The organism is Acidovorax sp. Root568 (assembly GCF_001427445.1).
Classification (GTDB): Bacteria; Pseudomonadota; Gammaproteobacteria; order Burkholderiales; family Burkholderiaceae_C; genus Acidovorax; species Acidovorax delafieldii.
The window spans coordinates 36,201-58,773 of sequence record NZ_LMGP01000016.1 but is presented as its reverse complement, the minus strand read 5'-3'; the positions used below and the strand labels follow the sequence as shown (position 1 = coordinate 58,773).

Below are 22,573 nucleotides of genomic sequence, written 5' to 3'. Positions count from 1 at the left end.
CCACCGGCCAGGGCGGTGAACAGTGGAAGGCGGCCCTAGGCCGGCGTGTAGGCCAGGCGCACGTAGATGGGCGCAAACGCTTCGGCCTGCGTGATCTCGATCAGCGTCTCTTTGGCCAGCTCCAGCAGCGCAATGAAGGTCACCACCAGCACGGTGCTGCCTTTTTCGGGCTCGAAGAGTTCTTCAAACTCCACAAAACGCCGGCCCTGCAGGGTCTTGAGCACCATGCTCATGTATTCGCGCACGCTCAGTTCCTCGCGCGTGATCCGGTGGTGCTGTACCAGCTTGGCGCGCTTCAGGATGTCGCGCCAGGCCTCCTGCAGCTCCACCACATGCACGTCGGGAAAACGCGGCTGCAGGCTTTGCTCGATGTAGACCTGGGCTTTCAGGAAGTCGCGGCCATATTGCGGCATCTGCCCCAGGCGGGCGGCAGCCATCTTCATCTGTTCGTATTCGAGCAGGCGGCGCACCAGCTCGGCGCGTGGGTCTTCGGGTTCTTCGCCTTCTGCCTGCTTCTTGGGCGGCAGCAGCATGCGTGACTTGATCTCGATCAGCATGGCAGCCATCAGCAAATACTCGGCCGCCAGTTCCAGGTTGCGGCTGCGGATCTCGTCCACATACGCCAAGTACTGCTTGGTCACCCCCACCATGGGGATGTCGAGGATGTTGAAATTCTGCTTGCGGATCAGGTACAGCAGCAAATCCAGCGGGCCTTCAAAGGCTTCGAGGAAGACTTCGAGCGCGTCGGGCGGGATGTACAGGTCCTGCGGCAGCGCAAACAGCGGTTCGCCGTACAGGCGGGCCAAGGCCACCTGGTCCACCACCACGGGCATGCCCGCCGCGTCCAGCGAGGGCGCGCCGGGCGAGTCTGCCGCTTCGGCTGCGTTCGCAGTGGTCATGGTTTGCTATTGAATCAGGAGCTATCAGCGCAATAAATACCTGCGCTTGCGGCTCAAAAGATGCTCAATCGGCGTTGGTCTGGTACACGTAGGGCTTCTGGGCCACCTGGGCGTCGCGGTACTCGCCCCAGATCTTGCGGTCCACCTGCTTGTCCCACAGCAGGGCACGGCCGGCTTGTTGCTGCTGGTCCAGTTCGGGACGGCTCGCCTTGAGCTGGTTGATGAACTGGGTGGCGTCGGATTGGTAGTCGGGGCGGCGGAAAATAGACATGGACTGTGAACTCTTTCTTGGAACGCGTCAGGCACAGTGATGCACCGAAGGTCCAAGATTTTACCGGGACGAATTTATGCGCTTGATATATCGCTCGGCCGCCCTGGCGGCTGCCACTTTTTCCCTGCTGGTGCTTGCCGCCTGCGATCCGCAACGCATCAGCGAACTCAAGGAGGGCGTTTCGACCGAAGCCGACGTGCGCGACCGCTTCGGCGCCCCCGAGAACGTGTGGAACGAGCCCGGTGGCGCGCGCACCTTCGAGTACAACCGCCAGCCTGCCGGCCAGGTCAACTACATGATCACCATCGGCCCCGACGGCCGCATGACCGCGCTGCGCCAGGTGCTGACGCCCGAGACCTTTGCGCGTGTGTCGCCCGGCATGCGCATGGACGAGGTGCGCCGCCTGCTGGGCAAGCCCGCCAAAGTCACGCCCTACGAGCTGAAAAAGGAGACCTGGGCCGACTGGCGCTACCTGGAGGCACCCAACCAGTCCAAGGTCTTCACGGTGGTCTATGGGCCCGACCAGTTCGTGCTGCGCACGCAGAAGGGTGCGGACACAGAGGCGCCCGAGTTCAAGGGCGGCAAGTAGCGGCGCCTGCGCACACCTGCGCACACTGGCGCGTTGCTTGCTTCTCATCTTGCAGATTGAACGCTGGACGCGCGCCGGACTGTCCCCAAGTGCCCAGCACTCCACCGGCGGAAAGCCCCCGCGCCTTTGCCACGCACCCCAACGCTGAACGCCCATGCCCGATACCCAGCCCCCCGCCCACGACGCTGCACCGCCGCTATCCGCCCTGCGCCATGGCACCTTTGAAGACGCCCAGGCCCTGTTTGCGGGCACCCTGTTCGTGGCCATGGCGCTCATGCTGTTCAACCAGGCGGGGCTGCTGGTGGGCGGCACGGCGGGTGCGGCGTTCTTGCTGCACTACGTCACCGGCATTTCGTTCGGCAAGCTGTTCTTTGTGGTCAACCTGCCGTTCTACTGGTTTGCCTGGACGCGCATGGGGCGCGAGTTCACGATCAAGACCTTTGTCTGCGTGGGCCTGCTGTCGCTGCTGACCGAGCTGTTCCCGCACGTGATGCATGTGGACTACCTGAACCCGCTGTTCGCCTCGTTGCTGGGCGGGCTGCTGCTGGGCACGGGCTGCCTGTTCCTGGCACGCCACCGCTCCAGCCTGGGCGGGGCCACCGTGGTGTCGCTGTACCTGCAAGGCCGCTACGGCATGCGTGCGGGCAAGGTGCAGATGATGATCGATGGCACCGTCGTGCTGCTCGCACTGTGGGTGGTGCCGGTAGACCGTGTGGCGTATTCGGTGCTGGCGGTGCTGGTGATGAGCGGGTTCTTGTGGATCAGCCACCGGCCAGGGCGCTACGTGGGCCATTGAGCGAGACAGCCGCCAGCGCGGTGGCTGACAGTCTCGTCGGTTGAACAAGACCCCGGGGTTCTGAGTCCCGCCAAACGCTACGGTGCCATTCCATTCTCTGCGTCAACCCTGCTTCAGTGGGGTGCGCTTGCGCGTTCTCCCGCCATAGAGTTCCAGGCACCCCGCCTGCACCCGCGCGAGGGAGTCGGACCCGTTCGTGCCTCCCGAGGGGTTGAAGTGTCCATGCAGTTCACAGACCCGGAGAACCCTTGATGTATCGAAATTTTTCTGCCATGGCCGAGGCCCTGCGTGCGAGGCTTGCCGGTGCGGCATGGGCGTTGCCTCTGGTCATGGCAGGCGCCCTGGCAGCTTGCGGCGGCGGTGGTGGGGACTCTGCCGAGCCACCGCCTCCCCCACCACCGCCCGCCGTGGTGCAGCATCCGGTGGGGGGCACGGTGACGGGGCTGACGGGAACGCTGGTACTCGCCAACGGAACGGGTGCGGAAGTGAGCATCACGGCCAGCGGCAGTTACGTCACCAACGTTGCGCAGGGGCAGGCTTACAACATTGTTGTGCGCACCCAGCCGGTGGGGCAGACCTGCGTGGTGGAAAACGGCTCGGGTGTGGTGACGGGCCCGGTCACCAACATCCTGGTGACCTGTACCACCAACACCTATGTGGTGGGTGGGGCCGTTACGGGCCTTGTGGGGGGCCTGAGGCTGCGGCTGAATGGCGCTGCAGATTTGCTGCTGACTGAGAACGGCGCTTTCCGGTTTGAATCGCCGGTGCCTCACGGTAGCGCCTATGCGGTCACGGTGTATGCGCAGCCTGTGGATCAGGCCTGTACGGTCGAAGCTGGCACTGGAGTCGCCGTGGCGCCGGTCACCCAGGTGAGGGTGCTTTGCAGCACGATCTATACGCCGCCTCCGCCACCGCCCCCACCGCCGCCAGCTCCTCCGGCGCCGGGTGGCCTGGGCATTGGCTACGGGACGAAGGCGCTGATCTTTTCGTGGACTTCGGCGCCGGGTGCAACCAGCTACACGGTGTACGAGGACCCGGATGGCGCAGGCCCGCTGACACCCGTGCAGATCGGGTCCACCGCCACCACAGGGCTGACCTATGCAGTACCGGTGCTGCTGCACCTGCGGCTGAATGCCACCTACACCGTGCAGGCCTGCAATGCGGGTGGTTGCAGCGCCCCGTCGACGTCTGTAGCGGTCGACTTGGTGCGTGCCATTGGGTACTTCAAGGCGCCGGCGACCACCGCCGAAGGCCGCTTTGGCAACCGCGTGGCCTTGTCCAGCAACGGCACCACCTTGGCCGTGGGGGCCTATGGCGAGGGAGGCAACACCGGCGCGGTGTACGTCTTCACGAAGAGTGGCGCCATGTGGTCGCAGCAGGCGCGCATTGCCGCCCCCAACGGCGAGGCCAACGATTATTTTGGCAATGCCGTGGCGCTGTCTGCCGACGGCAACACGCTGGCCATCGGCGCGGATGGCGAGAGCGGCGACCAGAAGGGCACGTTTGCGACGATGCCCGCCACCAACAACCTGGCCAGCAACTCAGGCGCCGTCTATGTCTATTCCCGCACGGGCGCCGTCTGGTCGCAGCAGGCATTCGTCAAGGCGAGCAACGCGGATGCCGACGATCTTTTCGGTTCATTCGTAGCCCTCTCGAACGACGGCAACACCCTGGCGGTGGGGGCCTATAACGAGGATGGTGACCTGACCGGAACACACGGCAATGCAGCCTATGCTGCGTCCGGGGCCGCCTACGTCTTTGCCCGCACGGGCACCAGCTGGGCACAGCAAAGCTACCTCAAGGCCGCCAACGCCGGTGCGGGAGATTTCTTCGGCATCTACCTCAGCCTGTCGGGCACGGGCGACACCCTGGCGGTGGGTGCGTTCTTTGAGCGCAGCGCCTTGGCGAGTGATCCTGCGGACGACACATTGACCAATGCCGGTGCGGCTTATGTGTTCCAGCGCAATGCGGGGGCATGGTCGCAGCAGGCCTATCTGAAGGCCCCCAGTCCCCAAGCGCAGGACCGCTTCGGTGTGTCGGTCATCCTGTCAGGCGACGGCAACACGCTGGCGGTTGGCATGGATGGAGACAGCAGCAACTACACAGGCACCTTCGTCGTGCCGCCACCGCGCAACACCCTGGCACTCAACTCTGGCGCGGTGTTTGTGTTCATTCGCGCAGGTGGCGTCTGGCAGTCGCAGGCGTACCTGAAAGCCTCCAACACCCGCACCCCCCACCGGTTTGGCAACAACTTGGCGATGTCCAGCGACGGCAACACGCTGGTGGTGCCGTCGTACCGCGACGACAGCAATGCGCGCGGATTCAATGGCGACCAGGCCAACACCGCCGCTGCGGATGCGGGCGCTGTGCTGGTGTTCCGCCGCAGCGCGGGCACCTGGGCGCAACAAGCCTACCTGAAGGCACCCAATACGGGCGCTGGGGACCGGTTCGGTGGCCGTGTGGCGATATCGGGTGACGGCACTACCCTGGCCGTGGGGGCATCCACTGAAGACAGTGGATCGACTGGCGTTGGAGGCAATCAGTCGGACGAAAGCAGCACCAACGCGGGCGCGGTGTACCTGTACTGAAAACTGGATGAAGGGTGGCAGTCAACATGCCGCCCCTTCCGCTATCAGCGAATGGCGAGGGGCTCAGCACCGCTCGCATCCTCGACGGTTGCTTTGTCTATGAGCGTTGCACGCCTTACCGCACCCGCATGCCGGGCGTGGCGCCCGGCCAGGGGTTGAGCACGTAGATGCCGGGGTTGGCCTTTTCGTCACCATGGCTGGCGGCCAGCACCATGCCTTCGCTCACGCCAAACTTCATCTTGCGCGGGGCGAGGTTGGCCACCATCACGGTGTGCTTGCCCACCAGGTCTTCGGGCTTGTAAGCGCTGGCAATGCCGCTGAACACGTTGCGCGTGCGGCCTTCGCCCACGTCCAGCGTCAGGCGCAGCAGTTTGGTGGAGCCCTCGACCGGCTCGCAGTTCACGATCAGCGCAATGCGCAGGTCGATCTTGGTGAAGTCGTCGATGGTGATGGTGGGGGCGAGTTCTTCGCCACCAGGATGGGAGTTGGCTGCTACGGTTTCTGTAGCTGCTGGCGCTTGCTCTGCTTGCGCTGGGGCCTCAAACAAGGCCTCAAGCTGCTCGGGGGTGACGCGCTGCATCAGGTGCTGGTAGGGCTGGATGGCCTGCACGTCGCCCGCCACGTTCCACTGCTGCATGTTCACGCCCACAAAGCCTTGCACCGCCTGGGCCAGGCCCGGCAGCACGGGGGCCAGGTAGCGGGTGAGCGTGGCAAAGGCGTTGACCAGCACCGAGCACACCTGGTGCAGGGCCTGGTTGTTGGCAGCGTCCTTGGCCAGATCCCAGGGCTTGTTCTGGTCCACATAGGCGTTGACCTTGTCGGCCAGCAGCATGATCTCGCGCGTGGCCTTGCTGTATTCCCGCGTTTCGTACATCTGCGCGATGGCGTCGCTGGCACCGCGCACCTCGGCCAGCAGGGCCGCGCCCGTGGTGCCAAATTGGTCGGTCAGCTTGCCGTCAAAGCGCTTGGTCAAGAAGCCCGCCGCCCGGCTGGCAATGTTCACGTACTTGCCGATCAAATCGCTGTTCACCCGCAGCATGAAGTCTTCGGCATTGAAGTCGATGTCCTCGTTGCGTGCGCTCAGTTTGGCCGCCAGGTAGTAGCGCAGCCATTCGGCATTCATGTTCAGGCTCAGGTACTTGAGCGGGTCCAGGCCCGTGCCCCGGCTCTTGCTCATCTTCTCGCCGTTGTTCACGGTCAAAAAGCCGTGCACAAACACGTTGTTGGGCGTCTTGCGGCCGCTGAAGTGCAGCATGGCGGGCCAGAACAGCGTATGGAAGGTGACGATGTCCTTGCCGATGAAGTGGTACTGTTCCATGGCCGGGTCGGCCATGTAGGCGTCGTAGCTTTCGCCGCGCTTTTCCAGCAGGTTCTTAAGCGACGCGAGGTAGCCCACGGGCGCGTCCAGCCACACGTAGAAGTATTTGCCGGGCGCGTCGGGGATCTCGATGCCGAAGTAGGGCGCGTCGCGGCTGATGTCCCAGTCGCCCAGGCCTTCGCTGGTGGTGCCGTCGGGGTTGGTGCGGACGGTGAACCACTCCTTGATCTTGTTGGCCACCTCGGGCTGCAGCTTGCCGTCCTGCGTCCAGTTCTCCAGGAACTCCACGCAGCGTGGGTCCGACAGCTTGAAGAAGAAGTGCTCCGAATTCTTCAGCTCGGGCTTGGCACCCGACAGGGCTGAGAAGGGGTTGATGAGGTCGGTGGGCGCGTACACCGTGCCGCACACCTCGCAGTTGTCGCCGTACTGGTCCTTGGCGTGGCACTTGGGGCATTCGCCCTTGATGTAGCGGTCGGGCAGGAACATGTTCTTCTCGGGGTCGAAGAACTGCTCGATGGTGCGCACTTCAATGAGCGAGCCATCCGCACGGTCGCGCAGGTCGCGGTAGATCTGGCGGGCCAGCTCGTGGTTTTCGGGCGCATCGGTGCTGTGCCAGTTGTCAAAGCTGATGTGAAAACCGTCCAGGTACTGCTTGCGGCCGGCAGCAATGTCGGCCACGAACTGCTGGGGCGTCTTGCCGGCCTTTTCGGCGGCAATCATGATGGGCGCGCCGTGGGTGTCGTCGGCCCCCACAAAGTTCACCGCGTGGCCCTGCATGCGCTGGTACCGCACCCAGATGTCGGCCTGGATGTATTCCATGATGTGGCCGATGTGGAAGTTGCCGTTGGCATAGGGCAGGGCGGTGGTAACGAAGAGTTTGCGGGCGGAGGTCGTCATGGAATGCGGCTTTCTCAGGCGGAACCCGTGATTTTAGGCGGTCGGCAGTGTCCTTGACCGCTGCAGGCGCTGCACCGGATAGGCCCGGTCGCGCAGGTGCCAGCCGTGGCCTGTGCGCCAGCCTCTGACGGCGCCACAATGCCCCGCAGTCAAATAATCATGAGGAGACAACACATGGCCAGAACATGGGCAACACGGGTGGGGTGGGGCGTGGGTGGCGCGATATTGGTGGTGGCTGCCTATCTGGCAACGTGGCCTGTGCCCATTCAGCCGTTGGCCTGGACTGCACCTGCCGCCCCTGGCTACCAGGGCGTGCACGCTCCCAACCAGCGTCTGGCCCAGCTGAACATCATCGACCTCAAAGACGAGGTGGGCCCCGAGCACATCGCCTTTGGCAAGGACGGCAAGCTCTACACCACCGTGCTCAGCGGCAACATTTTGCGCATGAACCCCGACGGCTCGGGTCAGGAGGTGTTTGCCAACACCGGCGGGCGGGTGCTGGGGTTCGACTTCGATGCGGCGGGCCACCTGATCGCGGCCGATGCCATCAAGGGCCTGCTGTCCATTGCGCCCGATGGCAAGGTCACCGTGCTGGCCGACAAGGTGGGCAACGACCCCATCCGCTATGCCGACGCCGTGGTGGTGGCCCAAAGCGGAAAGATGTACCTGAGCGATGCCTCCACCCGGTTTGCCCCTAAGGACTGGGGCGGTACGTTTGAGGCCAGTGTGCTCGACATCCTGGAGCAGGCCAGCACGGGCCGGGTGATCGAATACGACCCCGCCACCCGCACCGCACGCGTGGTCGCCCGGGGCATCAGCTTTGCCAACGGCGTGGCGCTGAGTCAGGACGAGAAAAGCCTGTTCGTCAACGAAACCGGCAAATACCGGGTGTGGAAGATTGCGGTGGATGCGAATGACCTCGACATTGGCCAGACCAGCCCCCAGGCCCGCGTGCTGCTCGACAACCTGCCCGGTTACCCCGACAACCTGATGCGCGGGCAGGACGGCAAGGTGTGGCTGGGCTTTGCCAAGCCACGCGGAGCCGCCATCGACAACATGGCGGGCAAGCCCTGGCTGCGCAGCCTGACCCTGCGCCTGCCGCGCGCGCTCTGGCCCATTCCCCAGCCCTACGGCCACGTGATCGCGTTCACCGACGATGGCAAGGTGGTGGCCGACCTGCAGGACCCGAGCGGCGCCTACCCCGAGACCACGGCCATCACCGAGACGGCCGACCGGCTTTACGTGCAAAGCCTGCACGCACACGGCCTGGGCTGGTTGCCCAAACCGTAGGGGGTCAGCGGTTCAGTCCTCCGCTCCGTGGTGCTTCGTCCGCACCTCGGCACCGGTATCCGTCCATCCAAAAAATTGGCACACCTCGGACCGCATGGCCAGGGTGTCGGCCCGGCCCAGGGCCATCAGCTCCTGCGTGTAGCCGGACTCGAACAGCAGGTAGCTAGCCAGCGCCGCGCCGCGCACATCGGCCATGTTGGACGTGACCCCCAGGGCGCCCAGCATGGTGCGCACGGGGCCCGGCAGATCGCCCACATGGCGCGCAGCCACGGCGTCCAGGCGCTGCGAGGGGGCGATCACCAGCAGCTCTATGGGGCGCAGCGCGCTATGCAGGCGCTTTTCTTCGGGGATCAGCGACAGGGTCTGGTTGATGCGCTGCACGCGCTCCACGTCCACCGCCAGCGCATCCAGAAAGATGTTGGACAGCGCATGCCCCGCGATCTGCGCCAGCGTGGGGTAGGTGGCCGTGGGGTTGGCGGCGGCATCGCCCTTGGGCTCGTGCATGCGGCCCGCGCCGATCACCAGGATGCGCTCGGCCCCCAGATGGATGGCCGGAGCAATAGGCGCCGACTGGCGCATGGAGCCATCGCCGAAGTATTCGATGTGCTCATCCACCTCGATGCCCTTGGCTGGAAAGATGAAGGGAATGGCCGACGACGCGAGCAGATGCTCGTGCGTGATGCGGTCGCTGGCCGCCTTGCGCTGGGAGCGCACCCAGGGCTTGACGGGCGTGGCCGCTTCAAAAAAGGTGACGTGCTCGCCCGAGCTGTAGCTGGACGCCGTCACGGCGAGCGCGGTGAGATGCCCCTTGCGGATCAGCCGGGGCAGGCGCACCAGGGGCACCATCTTGACCAGCAGCTTCTCCAGTGGCGAGTTGTCCAGCAGCGAGCGCGGCCGCATGCGCCGCCAGCGTGCCAGCGCCCAGCCCAGCGACACCAGCGTGAGCCAGCGCGCGCCGCTGCGCATCACGCTGAGCGAGTCGGCGCCATACACCTGGCTGGCATGGAACTGCCGCCACACGCGTGCAATGCGGCGCACCGCACGGTCAAAGTGGTCGGCTCCGCAGGCCAGGGCGGCTGCGTTGATGGCCCCCGCCGAGGTGCCGGTGATGATGGGAAAGGGGTTGGGGCCGCCGCCTTCGCCACAGGCCTGGCGCAGGTCGGCAATGGCTTCCAGCACGCCCACCTGGTAGGCAGCGCGGGCACCGCCGCCGGTCAGCAGCAGGCCCGTGGCGGGTGTGGCAGCTACGTTGCCAGGGGCTGCGGTAGGGGTTGTGGGGGGCATGGACGGTGGGGCGGTGTAAGGCTCCCAGTGTGGAGGGGCGCCCGGGCGCAGCTCATGTGGGAAAACCCGCATGTGCGGGCCACCCCACAGGGGGTGGTCTTAGAACCTGTTCACAGTCTTTTTGGAGATTACATTGGAGTGCAATCGGGAGGAGTGGATGCTTCGGATGCGCCGCATGGGCTCATGCCCATGCAAGCGGCCGGGGCGTCCAATCGCCCGATTTCACTCCAACCCTTCGGGCAAGTGCCTTGCCGGGCGGTCTGCGGCGGAGCAAAGCTTGCCAATAGCACGGGCTATTGGCAGCGCCCCGCGCCTTGCATCCCCTCCCGGCAAGGCACTTGTGCAACTCCAAAAAGACTGTGAACAGGTTCTTAACGCTGCTTGAGCAGCAGTTGCGCCACCGCGTCACCTTGCAGCACCACGATGCCGTGCTCCCGGGCAAACGCCTGGGCGTTCTCGCTGACCTGGCCCAGGGCGGCCACGTAAACGCCCGCCGACGCATCGGCAGCGGTCATGGCCGTGTGCAGCTCCCGCAGGGGCTCCACCCCGTGGGTAGCGGCCTTCCAGCGCTTGGCGCTGACCAGCGTGGTCTTGCCGCCCTGGCTCAGGCGCATGTCGGCCCCGGTGGCGTTGCTGCCGGTCAGGCGCTCCACGCTGTAGCCCGCGCGTTCCCAGGCGGTGGCCAGGGTGTCGGCGAAGCTGCGCCAGGGCATGCTGCCCACGGCCTCCAGCATCTCCACCACCTTGGCGGGGTTGGGCGCGCGCAGTTGCTTCCAGGCTGCGATGCAGCCCACCACAAAGATGGGGAACCCTGCCAGCGCGCCTACGACAAAGTACTCCTTGGGCAACAACGCCCCGGCCGCCAGCGTGATGAGGCCCACCACCACAAAGCTGATCCACCACGGCGAGCGCAGCAGGACGGCAAACAGGGAGTTTTCGGACATCTTGAATTTCACGGGAGGCCTTTTTGGAGAGAGCGACGATGCAATGCGGTGCGCATTGTCCTTCAGCGGCATGGGGCGGGAGCTTGGGAATAGACTACCGGCCCCACAGGAGTTATTTGAATGGCAGTCACCGAACAGGGCCTTTTGGCCGCACTTTCCAGCGTGCTGGACCCCCATACGGGCAAGGATTTTGTCAGCAGCCGCGCCCTGCGCAACCTGCAGATCACCGGTGGCGACGTGGCGTTTGACGTGGAACTGGGCTACCCCGCCAAGAGCCTGGTGCCCGAGCTGCGCCGCAGCCTGGTGGCCGCCGCCAAGGGCGTGGCGGGCGTGGACAACGTGTCGGTCAACATCACCACCAAGGTCATCGCCCATGCGGTGCAGCGCGGCGTGCAGCTCTTGCCCCAGGTCAAGAACATCATCGCCGTGGCCTCGGGCAAGGGCGGCGTGGGCAAGAGCACCACGGCCGCCAACCTGGCCCTGGCCCTGGCTGCCGAAGGTGCCAGTGTGGGCGTGCTCGACGCCGACATCTACGGCCCCAGCCAGCCCATGATGCTGGGCATCAACCGCCGCCCTGAAAGCGACGACGGCAAGACCATGGAGCCGCTCGAAAACTACGGCGTGCAGGTCATGTCCATCGGCTTCCTGGTGGACCAGGACGAAGCCATGATCTGGCGCGGCCCCATGGCCACCCAGGCGCTGGAGCAGCTCTTGCGCCAGACCAACTGGAAAGACCTCGACTACCTCATCATCGACATGCCGCCCGGCACTGGCGACATCCAGCTCACGCTGAGCCAGCGCGTGCCCATGACCGGCGCCGTGATCGTGACCACACCGCAGGACATCGCGCTGCTGGACGCCAAGAAGGGCATCAAGATGTTCGAGAAGGTGGGTGTGCCCATCCTGGGCATCGTCGAGAACATGGCAGCCCATGTGTGCAGCAACTGCGGCCATGTGGAGCACATCTTTGGCGCCGACGGCGGCAAGAAGATGGCGGCCGAATACCACATGGACTACCTGGGCGCGCTGCCGCTGGACATGAGCATCCGCCTGCAGGCCGACAGCGGCAAGCCCACCGTGGTGGCCGACCCGGACGGGGACGTGGCCAAGATCTACAAGAAGGTGGCGCGCGATGTGGCGGTGAAGATCGCCCAGCAGGCCAAGGACTTCTCGAACAAATTCCCCACCATCTCGATCAGCAAGAACACCTGATCCTCCCGAGTCGCCCCACCGCGCCATGAACCTGCTCGCGTCCCTGCGCTACCTGGTGGCGCTGCACGAGCACCGGCACTTTGGCCGGGCGGCGCAGGCCTGCCACATCACGCAGCCGGCGCTCTCCAACGCGCTGCGTGCGCTGGAAAAGGAGTTTGGTGTGGTGGTGGTGCGCCGGGGGCGCAGCTTCGAGGGCTTCACGCCCGAGGGTGAGCGTGTACTGGCATCCGCCCAGCGCATGCTGCACGAGCACCAGGTGCTGCAGCAGGACTTGAGCGGCGACGCCGCCCACCCGCGCGGCACGCTGCGCCTGGGCGCCGTGCCCACGGCCATGCCCATCCTCGCGCGGTTTGCGGCGCAGCTGCAGGCGCGGCACCCGGGCATCGTGCCGGTGGCGCTGTCGATGAGCTCGCAGGCGCTGGAGGCCGGGCTGGAAAACATTTCGCTGGACCTGGCGCTGGGCTACACCGAGCGCATGCCCGCACGCGGCGGCCCGCTGCGGGCCTGGCCGCAGTATGTCGAGCACTACTTTCTGCTGCGCCGCGTAGCGCGCCCGCCCCAGGGCCCGGCGCGTGGACTGCAGATCGGCCCACCCATGGCCTGGGCCGATGCGGCGGCGCTGCCGCTGTGCCTGCTCACCCCGGAGATGCACAACCGCAGCCTGGTCGATGGCGCCTTCCGCGCGGCAGGCGCCACGGTCATGCCCGCCATGGAAACCGATTCGGTGCTGACCCTGGCGTTGAGCGTGGTGGCGGGCCAGTTGTGCAGCGTCCTGCCCGGGGCGCTGGTCGATGCCGTGCGCGGCCATGAGGGGCTGGAGGCCCTGCCGCTCAAGGGCCCGGTGCTGACCACCCCCATCGGATTCATGTCGCACCGGCAGGTGCAGCCCACCCGCGCCCTCGATGCAGCGCTGGCACTGGCGCAGGACCCCGACTGGCTGCAGCACGCTGCAGCACACAGTGGGCTTCTGGTCGCCGATTGAGCGCTGACCGCACGGGTTGCGGCGGGTGATTCATGGGCAGTTGCAAAAACGGCCGTTTCATTTGTTTTTGTGATCGACCCATGTGCATCGGCAATTTGACGCCGCAGGCGCCCGTGGCCGACACTGCGGCGGCCCGGGCACCCTATGCAGGTGCCTGCATACAACCAGATCAACGCCCCACGCCCCCGGTCCATGCACCTTGCCCCCGAAGCCCCCACCGTCGCCGCCGTGTCCGTCAACGACATGCGCGAACGCATCCGCCGCAAAAGCCGCCTCAAGGGCCGCCAGCCCGAAGACGCGGCCATGGCCGAGGTGGCGCAACTGCTGGGCCCGCGCCCGGCCACGGGCTTTCGGCGTGACCTGCTCATCGAATACCTGCACCGCCTGAACGACCACTTTGGCGTGCTGCACGACCGGCACCTGGTGGCACTCGCCAAGCAGATGAACCTGCCGATGGCCGAGGTGTACGAGGTGGCGAGCTTCTACCACCACTTCGAGATCGTGCGTGGTGAAGAGGCCCAGGCGCCCCGCCTGGTGGTGCGGGTGTGCGACAGCCTGAGCTGCAGCATGGCGGGCGCCCGCGACCTGCTGGCCGCGCTGCCCGAGCGCCTGCGCGCGGCCGGGCAGGGCGATGTGCAGGTGTTGGCTGTGCCCTGCGTGGGCCGGTGCGAGCAGGCGCCCGTGGCGGTGGTGCACCAGTGCCCGGTGCCCCACGCCACGGTCGGTGGGGTGCTGGAAGCAGTTGATTTAAAGCCCAATCGGGCGGTAGCGCTACATCCATATGCCCAAGGTGCTATCAATTTTGATATTGCTGAGTGTGTGGAGGCGAGCGTGCCTGCGCAGCCGGATGGAATCAGCCCCGCACACACCGACCTGGCCACCTACCGTGCCCACGGCGGGTACCAGACCGCCGCTGCGCTGGTCAATGGCGAGATGGACGCCGAGGCCGTGCTGGCCGCCATGGAAGACTCCGGCCTGCGCGGATTGGGGGGCGCAGGCTTTCCGGCCGGGCGCAAGTGGCGCATCGTGCGCGAGCAGGCCGCGCTCGCCGAGCGCCGGGCCGCCCCAAGCGAGGCGACGGCCCCCTCGGGGGGCAGCGGACCACGCGAAGCGGGGGAGCGTGCGGGCACGGCCGTGATGGCCGTCAACATCGACGAGGGCGAGCCCGGCACCTTCAAGGACCGCACTTATCTGGAGCGCGACCCGCACCGCTTTCTGGAAGGGGTGCTCATTGCCGCCCAGGTGGTGGGCACCGAGGCCATCTATATCTACCTGCGAGACGAATACCACGGCTGCCGTGCGCTGCTGCAGCAGGCTTTGGACGACCTGCGTGCCGATCCGCCATGCCCGCTGCCCCACATCGAACTGCGGCGCGGCGCGGGCGCCTACATCTGCGGCGAAGAGTCGGCCATGATCGAGAGCATCGAAGGCAAGCGTGGCGAACCCCGCATGCGCCCGCCCTACATCGCGCAGGTGGGTCTGTTCGGCCGGCCCACGCTGGAGCACAACTTCGAGACGCTGTACTGGGTGCGCGACATCGTGGAGCGCGGGCCGCAGTGGTTTGCCAGCTTTGGCCGCCACGGCCGCAAGGGCCTGCGCAGTTTCAGCGTGAGCGGCCGGGTGAAGCACCCTGGCGTCAAGCTCGCGCCTGCGGGCATCACGGTGCAGGAACTCATCGACGAATACTGCGGCGGCATGCGGGACGGCCACCAGCTCTATGCGTACCTGCCCGGCGGCGCCTCGGGCGGCATCCTGCCTGCCAGCCTGAACCAGATTCCTCTGGACTTCGACACGTTGCAGCCGTACGGCTGCTTTATCGGCTCGGCCGCCGTCATCGTGCTCAGCCAGCACGACCGCGCGCGCGACGCGGCGCTGAACGTGATGCGCTTTTTTGAACACGAAAGCTGCGGCCAGTGCACGCCCTGCCGTGTGGGCACGGCCAAGGCGGCCACGCTGATGCAAGCGCCGAAGTGGGATGAAGAACTGCTCGACGATCTGGCACAGGTAATGGCCGACGCCTCTATCTGCGGCCTGGGCCAGGCTGCGCCCAACCCCATCCGCTGCATCCACAAATACTTTGCGCACGAAGTGGGCGAGGAGCCCTGGCCGGGCGATTTGCCCAAGCCGCGTAACAGCCCGCTGACCGAACAACTGCCTACCGGGGTGAAGCCATGAGCGCCGTGTTGACTTCTGCCGCAGCGCAGCCCGGCGTGGCTTTCGAGCTGGACGGACAGCCCGTCACCGCCCATCCTGGCGAAACCATCCTGAAGGCTGCGCAGCGCCACGGCGTGGAGATCCCGCACCTGTGCTACAGCGACGGCCTGCGCCCCGACGGCAACTGCCGCGCCTGTGTGGTGGAGATCGCGGGCGAGCGCACGCTGGCCCCCAGCTGCTGCCGCGCGCCGACCGAGGGCATGAAGGTGAAGGCCGCCAGCCCCCGCGCCCGCAAGAGCCAGCAGATGGTGGTGGAGATGCTGCTGTCCGACATGCCGGACGTGGGCTACCAATGGAACGATGGGGTTGAATATGCTCCTGAATTGATAGCTGTTAGTGCATATCCATCTAGCGCTACAGGCCCATTGGATTCAAGAACTGCCCCAGCGGTAGGCCAGCACGGCGAGCTGAGCCGCTGGGCCAGCCGCCTGGGCGTCACCGTGCGCCCCGCGCTCCAAGCCCTGCGCCGCGAGCAACCCGCGCCCGATCTGAGCCATCCGGCCATGGCCGTGAATCTGGATGCCTGCATCCAGTGCAACCGCTGCGTGCGCGCCTGCCGCGAGGAACAGGTGAACGATGTGATCGGCTACGCGCTGCGCGGTGCCGACAGCAAGATCGTCTTCGACCTGGATGACCCCATGGCCGAGAGCACCTGCGTGGCCTGCGGCGAATGTGTGCAGGCCTGCCCCACGGGCGCGCTCAGCCCCAAGACGCACGTCGGCTCGCAAAAGGTGGACCGCAAGGTCGACTCGGTCTGCCCGTTCTGCGGCGTGGGCTGCCTCATCACCTACAACGTGCGCGATGAAAAGATCATCAGCGTCGAAGGCCGCGACGGCCCGGCCAACCACGGCCGCCTGTGCGTGAAGGGGCGCTTCGGTTTCGACTACGCCCACCACCCCGACCGCCTCACGGTGCCGCTGATCCGCAAACCCGGTGTGCCCAAGGAGGTGCGCCCCTACGGTGCCGACTGGCGCGACACCTTCCGCGAAGCGACCTGGGACGAGGCGCTGGGCCTGGCCGCCGGCACGCTCAGGTCGCTGCGCGACACGCACGGCCCCAAGGCGCTGGCGGGCTTCGGCTCGGCCAAGGGCAGCAATGAAGAGGCCTACCTGTTCCAGAAGCTGGTGCGCACCGGTTTTGGCAGCAACAACGTGGACCACTGCACCCGGCTGTGCCACGCGTCCAGCGTGGCCGCGCTGCTCGAAGGCGTGGGCTCCGGCGCGGTGAGCAACCCGGTGCACGACGTGGAGCATGCCGAGCTGATCTTCGTGATCGGCTCCAACCCCACGGCCAACCACCCGGTGGCGGCCACGTGGATGAAGAACGCGGCGAAGCGTGGCGCCAAAATTGTGCTGGCCGACCCGCGCATCACCGACATTGGCCGCCATGCCTGGCGCACGCTGCAGTTCAAGGCCGACACCGACGTGGCCATGCTCAACGCGCTGATCCACACGGTGATCGACGAAGGCCTGGTGGATGAGGCCTTCATCCGCGACCGCGCCAACAACTTCGAGGCCTTGAAGGCCAACGTGATGGGTTGCAGCCCCGAGGCCATGGCCCCGGTGTGCGGCATCCCGGCCGAGACGCTGCGTGAGGTGGCGCGGGCTTTTGCTAGCACCAAGGCATCGATGATCCTCTGGGGCATGGGCGTGAGCCAGCACGTGCACGGCACCGACAACGCGCGCTGCCTGATTGCGCTGTGCGCCGTCACCGGCCAGATCGGCAAGCCCGGCTCCGGCCTGCACCCGCTGCGCGGCCAGAACAACGTGCAGGGCGCGAGCGACGCGGGGCTCATCCCCATGATGTTCCCCAACTACCAGCGGGTGGACAACGCCGGGGCGCATGCGTGGTTTGAGGATTTCTGGGGCACCAAGCTCGATGAGGCACCGGGCTACACCGTGGTCGAGATCATGCACAAGGCCTTGGCGCCTGACAGCGACCCGCACAAGGTGCGCGGCATGTACATCATGGGCGAGAACCCCGCCATGAGCGACCCCGACCTGAACCACGCGCGCCACGCGCTGGCCAGCCTGTCACACCTGGTGGTGCAGGACATCTTCCTGACCGAGACCGCCTGGCTGGCCGACGTGGTGCTGCCCGCCAGCGCCTGGCCTGAAAAAACCGGCACCGCCAGCAACACCGACCGCATGGTGCAGATGGGCCGCCGCGCGCTCAATCCGCCGGGCGATGCGCAGCCGGACCTGTGGATCATCCAGCAGATCGCCGCGCGCATGGGGCTTGGCTGGAACTACGAAGGCGAGGAGTCTGGCGTGGCTGCTGTCTACGACGAAATGCGCCAGGCCATGCACGCCAGCATCGAGGGCATCACCTGGGACCGCCTCGCGCGCGACTCCAGCGTGACCTACCCCTGTCTCACGCCTGACGACCCGGGCCAGCCCATCGTCTTCACCGAAAAATTCCCCACGCCCACGGGCCGCCTGCAGTTGGTGCCCGCCAGCGTGATCCCGGCGGCAGAGAAGCCCGATGCCGACTACCCCCTGGTTCTCATCACCGGTCGCCAGCTGGAGCATTGGCACACCGGCAGCATGACGCGGCGCAGCACCGTGCTGGACGCGATCGAGCCCATGGCCACCGCGTCGCTGCACGGTGACGAACTGGCGCGGCTGGGCGTGGCGCCCGGCGCGCTGGTGGGCATCCGCTCGCGGCGCGGCATGGTGCAGGTGCGCGTGCGCCGCGACGATGGCACGCCGCGCGGCACGGTGTTCATGCCATTTGCCTATGTGGAGGCGGCGGCCAATCTGCTCACCAACGCGGCGCTGGACCCGTTCGGCAAGATCCCCGAATTCAAATATTGCGCCGTGGCGGTGGAGGTCATGCAGGCCACTGGCGTGCCGGGCTGACACCGCGCGATCCGTACGCTGGCTGTGGGGCTTTGCGCCGCGCGCTGCGGGCAAGGGGTTACTCCGGGGTACAGTCGCAGCCCATGACAGAGCGCCCCTATACCGACGTTGCCGTGATCATGCGGCGCGAGCACATCGACAACCGCTGGCAGCCTTGGCGATGGTCGCTGGCCGAGGTGGTGATCCACGAGCCCGCCTTTGGGACCGAACCCCGCCCGCTGATCCAGGACGAGCGCGAGCAGCGCTGGCTGTTCCCGGGCTTTCGCGTGGAGTTGTTCCGCGACGACGCCGAGGGTTATCACCTGAACCTCACTTCGCCCGCGCCCTGCTGGTTTGTGATGTGGCGCCAGGATGAAGACACCGGCGCGGGCGAGGTCGCCATGGCCCGCCCGGTGGCGGTGAGCCTGAGCTACCACGACGCTGGCCGCTGGCTGGACGCACAGGAAACCGTGGAGCAAGTGCCCGCCGATGCCGAGGTGGTGGAGGCACTGCGCGCCTTTGTGGCCGAGCATTACCAGCCCGAGCCCAAGCGCCGCAAGCGCCCCGAGAGCTTTCGCACGCTGCAGGACCGCTTTGGCAACCCCGCGTCCGTGTCCACCGACAAGCCGCGTGGTGGCGGTGGTGGCGGTGGCCATGCGGGAGGCGCGCGAGGAGGTGGCGACCATGGCTGACGGATTCCTCGGCCGCTGGTCGCGGCGCAAGCAGGATGTGCTGGCAGGCAAGCCCGTGCAGGACCCGCCGCCGCCTGCCCCCCAGGTGGCAACCCCCGCGCCGGTGGCCGCTGTGGCAGCGCCCGTCGCACCTGCAGCCCCTGCTGCCCCTGCCCCGGAGGTGCCACCGCCGCCCACGTTGGCGGATGCTGAGGCACTCACGCCCGCGTCCGACTTCAAACCGTTTGTGGCCCGTGCCGTGTCGCCTGAGGTGCGCAATCTGGCCATGAAAAAGCTGTTTACCGACCCGCACTTCAATGTGATGGACGGCCTGGACATCTACATCGGCGACTACACCCAGCCCGACCCGCTGCCTGCAGGCATGCTGCGCAAGATGGCCAGTGCGCATGCACTGGGCTTTTTTGACCACGAGAAAAAGGCCGCGACCGCTGCGCAGGGTTTGCCAGGTGATGCTGCGCCGGACGCGGCCCCTGCGGCCGCAATATCCCCGCCGGGCAGTCAGCCTCGGGATGATGCGGAGGCGCAAAGCCCCGCAGACGTGGCACAGTCCCAGGTATGCAACGCTGTTCCTAGCGTTCCCTCTAGCGAGCCTGAGGTGGCCCCACGCTCTGCCCAGGATGCGGTGGTCACGCCAGCCAGCCATACCCACAATGACCACGACGCTCATCTGCGACTGCAACCAGACGATGCCCCTCAACGCCAAGGCGTTGGGCGAGGCGCTGCATGAAGACCTGACCCTTCACTCCACCCTGTGCCGGCGCGATGCGGGGGCGTTCCAAAAGGCCATCCAGTCCGGGCAGGACGTGGTGGTGGCCTGCACCCAGGAGCAGCGCCTGTTTGGCGACCTGGGCCAGCAGACCGAAGGCGCGGTGTCGCCCATCCGGTTTGTGAACATCCGCGAAACCGGGGGCTGGAGCCGCGATGCCGCCAAGGCCAGCCCCAAGATCGCCGCGCTGCTGGCGGCCGCCCGGCTGCCCGACCCTCCGCCCGTACCCACGGTCACCTACAAAAGCACGGGCCGCTTGCTGATCATCGGACCGCTCGACCAGGCCGAGCAGGCGGCTGCCCTGGTGTCGGATGTGCTGGATGTGACGCTGTTCACCCAAGGCCCTGGCAATGCCGGTGGCGCGCAGGCACGGCGCTATCCGGTGCTGGGTGGCCGCATCACGGGCCTCACCGGCTGGCTGGGTGCGTTTGAGCTGCAATGGGCGGCCGACAACCCCATCGACCTGGACCTGTGCACGCGCTGCAACGCCTGCGTGGCGGCCTGTCCCGAAAACGCGATTGGCCTGGATTACCAGATCGACCTGGCCGCCTGCCAGTCGCACCGCGCCTGCGTGAAGGTGTGCCAGGTGGCGGGCGCCATCGACTTCACCCGAGATGCCACGGCGCAGACCGAGCGTTTTGACCTGGTGCTGGACCTGCGTTCATCCACTGCCACGCCCACCTTCCTGCAGCACGCGCTGCCGCAGGGTTACCTGCGCTGGGACGGGCGGGACCTGGGCACGCTGCTCAAGCTGCGCGAGCTGGTGGGCGAGTTCGAGAAGCCCAAGTTTTTTGTCTACAAACAAAAGCTCTGCGCTCACAGCCGCAACGAAACCGTGGGCTGCAATGCCTGCGCGGACATTTGCTCGGCCGAGGCCATCAGCAGCGACAAGGGCCGCCAGCAAATCAAGGTGAACCCCAACCTGTGTGTGGGCTGCGGCGCCTGCACCACCGTGTGCCCCACGGGCGCACTGACCTATGCCTACCCCAGTGCGACGGAGCAGGGCACCAAGCTCAAGACGCTGCTGTCCACCTACACCGCCGCCGGCGGCAAGGATGCGGTATTGCTGCTGCACAGCCAGGAGCGCGGCCAGGCGCTGGTGGAAGAACTGGGCCGTGCTGCTCAGCTGAAGCTGGCGCACGGCGTGCCTGCCAACGTGATCCCGGTGGCGCTGTGGCACACGGCCAGCACGGGGGTGGACCTGTGGCTGAGTGCCATGGCCTATGGTGCGTCGCAGGTGGTGGTGTTGAGTACCGATGAAGAAGCCCCGCAGTACCTCGAAGGCCTGCAGGCGCAAATGGACGTGGCGCAGGCCATCCTGCGCGGCCTGGGCTACACCGGCACCCATGTGCAGTTGCTGCGTGCCAACCACCCCACCGCGCTGGATGCTGCACTGCAGACCCTGGGCCAGACGCGCCAGAAGACCCCGGCCGTGGCTGCACGCTTTGCGGTGGCCCAAGAGAAGCGCAGCACGCTGGAGATGGCACTCGACCACCTGATCGAGCAGGCCCCGATGCCCGTAGACGAGCGGCCTGCGGCCATTGCTCTGCCTGCCGTGGGGTCGCCACTGGGCACGATTGAAGTCAACAAAGATCGCTGCACCCTGTGCCTGAGCTGCGTGAGCGCCTGCCCCGCCAGTGCGCTGCAGGACAACCCGCAGATGCCGCAGCTGCGCTTCATCGAAAAGAACTGCGTGCAGTGTGGCCTGTGCGCCACCACCTGCCCCGAAGACGCCATCACCCTGCAGCCGCGCCTGCTGCTCACGCCCGAGCGTGCACAGCTGCGTGTGCTCAACGAGGCCAAGCCCTGGGCCTGTGTGCGCTGCGGCAAACCCTTTGGCACGGTGAAAGCCATCGAGGCCATGCTGGGCAAACTGTCGGGCCACCCCATGTTCCAGGGCGAGGCGCTGGAGCGGCTGAAGATGTGCAGTGACTGCCGCGTGATTGACTTGTATTCCGCACAAAACGAGACGAAAGTGACCGACCTGTGAGCGCTCCATCCACCTTGACCCCCCTGGGCGGCAGCTCTGCGCTCGATGAAGAAACCGCCCGCGCCGAGCTGTATGGCTTGTTGTCGCAGCTGTACTACGCAGCGCCCGGCCCGGAGCTGCTGTCGGCCTTGCGGGTGGCAGTGACGGAGGCGCCTGCCGATGGCGGCTTTTTGCAGGAGCCCTGGCAGCAACTGGTGGCGGCGTCGCGTGCGCTCAGCGATGCTGCCATTGCGCAAGAGTTTGACCGGCTCTTTGGTGGTGTGGGCAAGCCCGAGGTGTTTTTGTATGGCTCGCACTACCTCAGCGGGTTTCTCAACGAGAAGCCGCTGGCGCGTCTGCGTACCGATCTGCAGCAGCTGGGCCTGGCGCGGGACGAGACCATGCCCGAGACCGAGGACCACGTGGCCTACCTGCTGGAGGTCATGCGCTACCTGATCGCTGGAGACGATGTAGCTGTCTGCAACCTGACATCGCAGCGTGAATTTTTTTCAACGCATCTGCAGCCCTGGGTTCTTCAGCTCTGCGATGCCTTGGCCGCACAGCCGCAAGCACGGTTTTATGCGGCTGTGGCGCACTTCACGCGGGCCTTTGTGTCGGTGGAGACCCAGGGCTTCGACATGTTGGATTGATCCCTCCAGATGCTCGTAAACCCTCGATATGCCGCTACAAAAGATGAGTGTGTTACTGGGAGTTGTAAAGCCCGATGGCGGGTTTTTACACACTGACATAGACTGTATGAATTCCGTTTCATAGCTGCCAGCCTTTCTGGAGACAAGCATGCAGAACAGCCAGCCAAATTCCTCCCGCCGGAGCTTCTTTTCCGGCGCCGCCACCGTAGGGGCTGCCGCAGCAGCCGTTGTGGCACTCCCCCATGTCGCGCCGTCCGATGCCGTGGTGTCCGAGCCCGCGCGCGTCGCACCCGAAAAGGGCGGTGGCTACCACCTGTCTGCCCGCGTGAAGCAGTACTACAAGACCACCCAACTTTGACATCGGGGCACGCC

General features: G+C 66.2%; 18 protein-coding genes. 13 read left to right on the top strand and 5 right to left on the bottom strand.

Annotated features, from left to right (window positions below; translation table 11 throughout):
* Positions 1-35 precede the first annotated feature (35 nt).
* Together ASD75_RS14855 and ASD75_RS14850 are read right to left on the bottom strand one after the other, a co-directional pair.
* Positions 36-899 (bottom strand): ScpA family protein, encoded by an 864-nt coding sequence (locus ASD75_RS14855; RefSeq protein ID WP_056058577.1) that lies wholly within the window; start codon positions 897-899, stop codon positions 36-38.
* 64 nt (positions 900-963) lie between these two features.
* Positions 964-1,170: a DUF3460 family protein gene (locus ASD75_RS14850; protein ID WP_056058580.1), complete on the bottom strand. Its 207-nt coding sequence runs from the start codon at positions 1,168-1,170 to the stop codon at positions 964-966.
* Between the two features lie 76 nt (positions 1,171-1,246).
* Between ASD75_RS14850 and ASD75_RS14845 the strand changes: the two genes are divergently transcribed.
* From ASD75_RS14845 to ASD75_RS14835, 3 genes are all read left to right on the top strand, one after another.
* A complete protein-coding gene (locus ASD75_RS14845; protein ID WP_056746773.1) occupies positions 1,247-1,759 on the top strand; it encodes a hypothetical protein in 513 nt (170 codons plus the stop codon).
* A 154-nt stretch (positions 1,760-1,913) separates the two neighbouring features.
* Positions 1,914-2,555 (top strand): YitT family protein, encoded by a 642-nt coding sequence (locus ASD75_RS14840; protein WP_056058586.1) that lies wholly within the window; start codon positions 1,914-1,916, stop codon positions 2,553-2,555.
* Positions 2,556-2,806: 251 nt separating this feature from the next.
* Positions 2,807-5,143: a hypothetical protein gene (locus tag ASD75_RS14835; protein ID WP_082565038.1), complete on the top strand. Its 2,337-nt coding sequence runs from the start codon at positions 2,807-2,809 to the stop codon at positions 5,141-5,143.
* A 115-nt stretch (positions 5,144-5,258) separates the two neighbouring features.
* Here ASD75_RS14835 and metG read toward each other — a convergent pair whose 3' ends face one another.
* Positions 5,259-7,358 (bottom strand): methionine--tRNA ligase, encoded by a 2,100-nt coding sequence (gene metG / locus ASD75_RS14830; RefSeq protein ID WP_056746771.1) that lies wholly within the window; start codon positions 7,356-7,358, stop codon positions 5,259-5,261.
* Positions 7,359-7,532: 174 nt separating this feature from the next.
* On the opposite strand from metG, the gene ASD75_RS14825 reads away from it, so the two are divergent.
* Positions 7,533-8,648 (top strand): SMP-30/gluconolactonase/LRE family protein, encoded by a 1,116-nt coding sequence (locus ASD75_RS14825; protein ID WP_056746770.1) that lies wholly within the window; start codon positions 7,533-7,535, stop codon positions 8,646-8,648.
* Between the two features lie 12 nt (positions 8,649-8,660).
* On the opposite strand, the gene ASD75_RS14820 is transcribed toward ASD75_RS14825, so the two are convergent.
* Positions 8,661-9,932, bottom strand: a complete 1,272-nt coding sequence (locus tag ASD75_RS14820) for a patatin-like phospholipase family protein (RefSeq protein ID WP_056746769.1) — start codon at positions 9,930-9,932, stop codon at positions 8,661-8,663.
* 371 nt (positions 9,933-10,303) lie between these two features.
* The gene (locus ASD75_RS14815; protein WP_056746975.1) at positions 10,304-10,876 is read right to left on the bottom strand and encodes a restriction endonuclease; all 573 of its coding nucleotides are present in this window, start codon (positions 10,874-10,876) and stop codon (positions 10,304-10,306) included.
* Positions 10,877-10,996: 120 nt separating this feature from the next.
* Here ASD75_RS14815 and apbC point away from each other — a divergent pair, with 120 nt between their 5' ends.
* The 9 genes from apbC (at position 10,997) to ASD75_RS14770 (ending at position 22,559) form a co-directional block, all read left to right on the top strand.
* Positions 10,997-12,088: an iron-sulfur cluster carrier protein ApbC gene (gene apbC, locus ASD75_RS14810; protein ID WP_056746768.1), complete on the top strand. Its 1,092-nt coding sequence runs from the start codon at positions 10,997-10,999 to the stop codon at positions 12,086-12,088.
* Between the two features lie 25 nt (positions 12,089-12,113).
* Entirely contained in the window at positions 12,114-13,070 is a 957-nt protein-coding gene (locus ASD75_RS14805; RefSeq protein WP_056746767.1) for a LysR substrate-binding domain-containing protein, read from the top strand.
* Positions 13,071-13,262: 192 nt separating this feature from the next.
* Entirely contained in the window at positions 13,263-15,245 is a 1,983-nt protein-coding gene (locus ASD75_RS14800) for an NAD(P)H-dependent oxidoreductase subunit E (protein WP_056746974.1), read from the top strand.
* A complete protein-coding gene (fdhF, locus tag ASD75_RS14795; RefSeq protein WP_056746766.1) occupies positions 15,242-18,145 on the top strand; it encodes a formate dehydrogenase subunit alpha in 2,904 nt (967 codons plus the stop codon). The genes ASD75_RS14800 and fdhF overlap by 4 nt, the downstream gene beginning before the upstream one ends.
* A gap of 83 nt (positions 18,146-18,228) precedes the next feature.
* Positions 18,229-18,816, top strand: coding sequence for a DUF3305 domain-containing protein (locus ASD75_RS14790; protein ID WP_056746765.1), 588 nt, complete (start codon positions 18,229-18,231; stop codon positions 18,814-18,816).
* Positions 18,809-19,543: a DUF3306 domain-containing protein gene (locus ASD75_RS14785; RefSeq protein WP_056746973.1), complete on the top strand. Its 735-nt coding sequence runs from the start codon at positions 18,809-18,811 to the stop codon at positions 19,541-19,543. The genes ASD75_RS14790 and ASD75_RS14785 overlap by 8 nt, the downstream gene beginning before the upstream one ends.
* Positions 19,503-21,572: a 4Fe-4S binding protein gene (locus ASD75_RS14780; RefSeq protein WP_056746764.1), complete on the top strand. Its 2,070-nt coding sequence runs from the start codon at positions 19,503-19,505 to the stop codon at positions 21,570-21,572. Before ASD75_RS14785 ends, ASD75_RS14780 begins: the two co-directional genes overlap by 41 nt.
* Positions 21,569-22,201: a molecular chaperone gene (locus ASD75_RS14775; RefSeq protein ID WP_056058612.1), complete on the top strand. Its 633-nt coding sequence runs from the start codon at positions 21,569-21,571 to the stop codon at positions 22,199-22,201. Before ASD75_RS14780 ends, ASD75_RS14775 begins: the two co-directional genes overlap by 4 nt.
* 148 nt (positions 22,202-22,349) lie before the next feature.
* Positions 22,350-22,559 carry a hypothetical protein gene (locus ASD75_RS14770; protein WP_056058615.1) on the top strand — a complete coding sequence of 70 codons (210 nt, stop codon included), beginning with the start codon at positions 22,350-22,352 and terminating at the stop codon, positions 22,557-22,559.
* The last annotated feature ends 14 nt before the right edge of the window (positions 22,560-22,573 follow it).

Excerpts from the sequence above, each read along its gene's own strand:
- ASD75_RS14855 (WP_056058577.1), bottom strand. The coding sequence starts at position 899 with ATGACCACTGCGAACGCAGCCGAAGCGGCAGACTCGCCCGGCGCGCCC.
- ASD75_RS14850 (WP_056058580.1), bottom strand. The coding sequence starts at position 1,170 with ATGTCTATTTTCCGCCGCCCCGACTACCAATCCGACGCCACCCAGTTC.
- ASD75_RS14845 (WP_056746773.1), top strand. The coding sequence starts at position 1,247 with ATGCGCTTGATATATCGCTCGGCCGCCCTGGCGGCTGCCACTTTTTCC.
- ASD75_RS14840 (WP_056058586.1), top strand. The coding sequence starts at position 1,914 with ATGCCCGATACCCAGCCCCCCGCCCACGACGCTGCACCGCCGCTATCC.
- ASD75_RS14835 (WP_082565038.1), top strand. The coding sequence starts at position 2,807 with ATGTATCGAAATTTTTCTGCCATGGCCGAGGCCCTGCGTGCGAGGCTT.
- metG (WP_056746771.1), bottom strand. The coding sequence starts at position 7,358 with ATGACGACCTCCGCCCGCAAACTCTTCGTTACCACCGCCCTGCCCTAT.
- ASD75_RS14825 (WP_056746770.1), top strand. The coding sequence starts at position 7,533 with ATGGCCAGAACATGGGCAACACGGGTGGGGTGGGGCGTGGGTGGCGCG.
- ASD75_RS14820 (WP_056746769.1), bottom strand. The coding sequence starts at position 9,932 with ATGCCCCCCACAACCCCTACCGCAGCCCCTGGCAACGTAGCTGCCACA.
- ASD75_RS14815 (WP_056746975.1), bottom strand. The coding sequence starts at position 10,876 with ATGTCCGAAAACTCCCTGTTTGCCGTCCTGCTGCGCTCGCCGTGGTGG.
- apbC (WP_056746768.1), top strand. The coding sequence starts at position 10,997 with ATGGCAGTCACCGAACAGGGCCTTTTGGCCGCACTTTCCAGCGTGCTG.
- ASD75_RS14805 (WP_056746767.1), top strand. The coding sequence starts at position 12,114 with ATGAACCTGCTCGCGTCCCTGCGCTACCTGGTGGCGCTGCACGAGCAC.
- ASD75_RS14800 (WP_056746974.1), top strand. The coding sequence starts at position 13,263 with ATGCACCTTGCCCCCGAAGCCCCCACCGTCGCCGCCGTGTCCGTCAAC.
- fdhF (WP_056746766.1), top strand. The coding sequence starts at position 15,242 with ATGAGCGCCGTGTTGACTTCTGCCGCAGCGCAGCCCGGCGTGGCTTTC.
- ASD75_RS14790 (WP_056746765.1), top strand. The coding sequence starts at position 18,229 with ATGACAGAGCGCCCCTATACCGACGTTGCCGTGATCATGCGGCGCGAG.
- ASD75_RS14785 (WP_056746973.1), top strand. The coding sequence starts at position 18,809 with ATGGCTGACGGATTCCTCGGCCGCTGGTCGCGGCGCAAGCAGGATGTG.
- ASD75_RS14780 (WP_056746764.1), top strand. The coding sequence starts at position 19,503 with ATGCCCCTCAACGCCAAGGCGTTGGGCGAGGCGCTGCATGAAGACCTG.
- ASD75_RS14770 (WP_056058615.1), top strand. The coding sequence starts at position 22,350 with ATGCAGAACAGCCAGCCAAATTCCTCCCGCCGGAGCTTCTTTTCCGGC.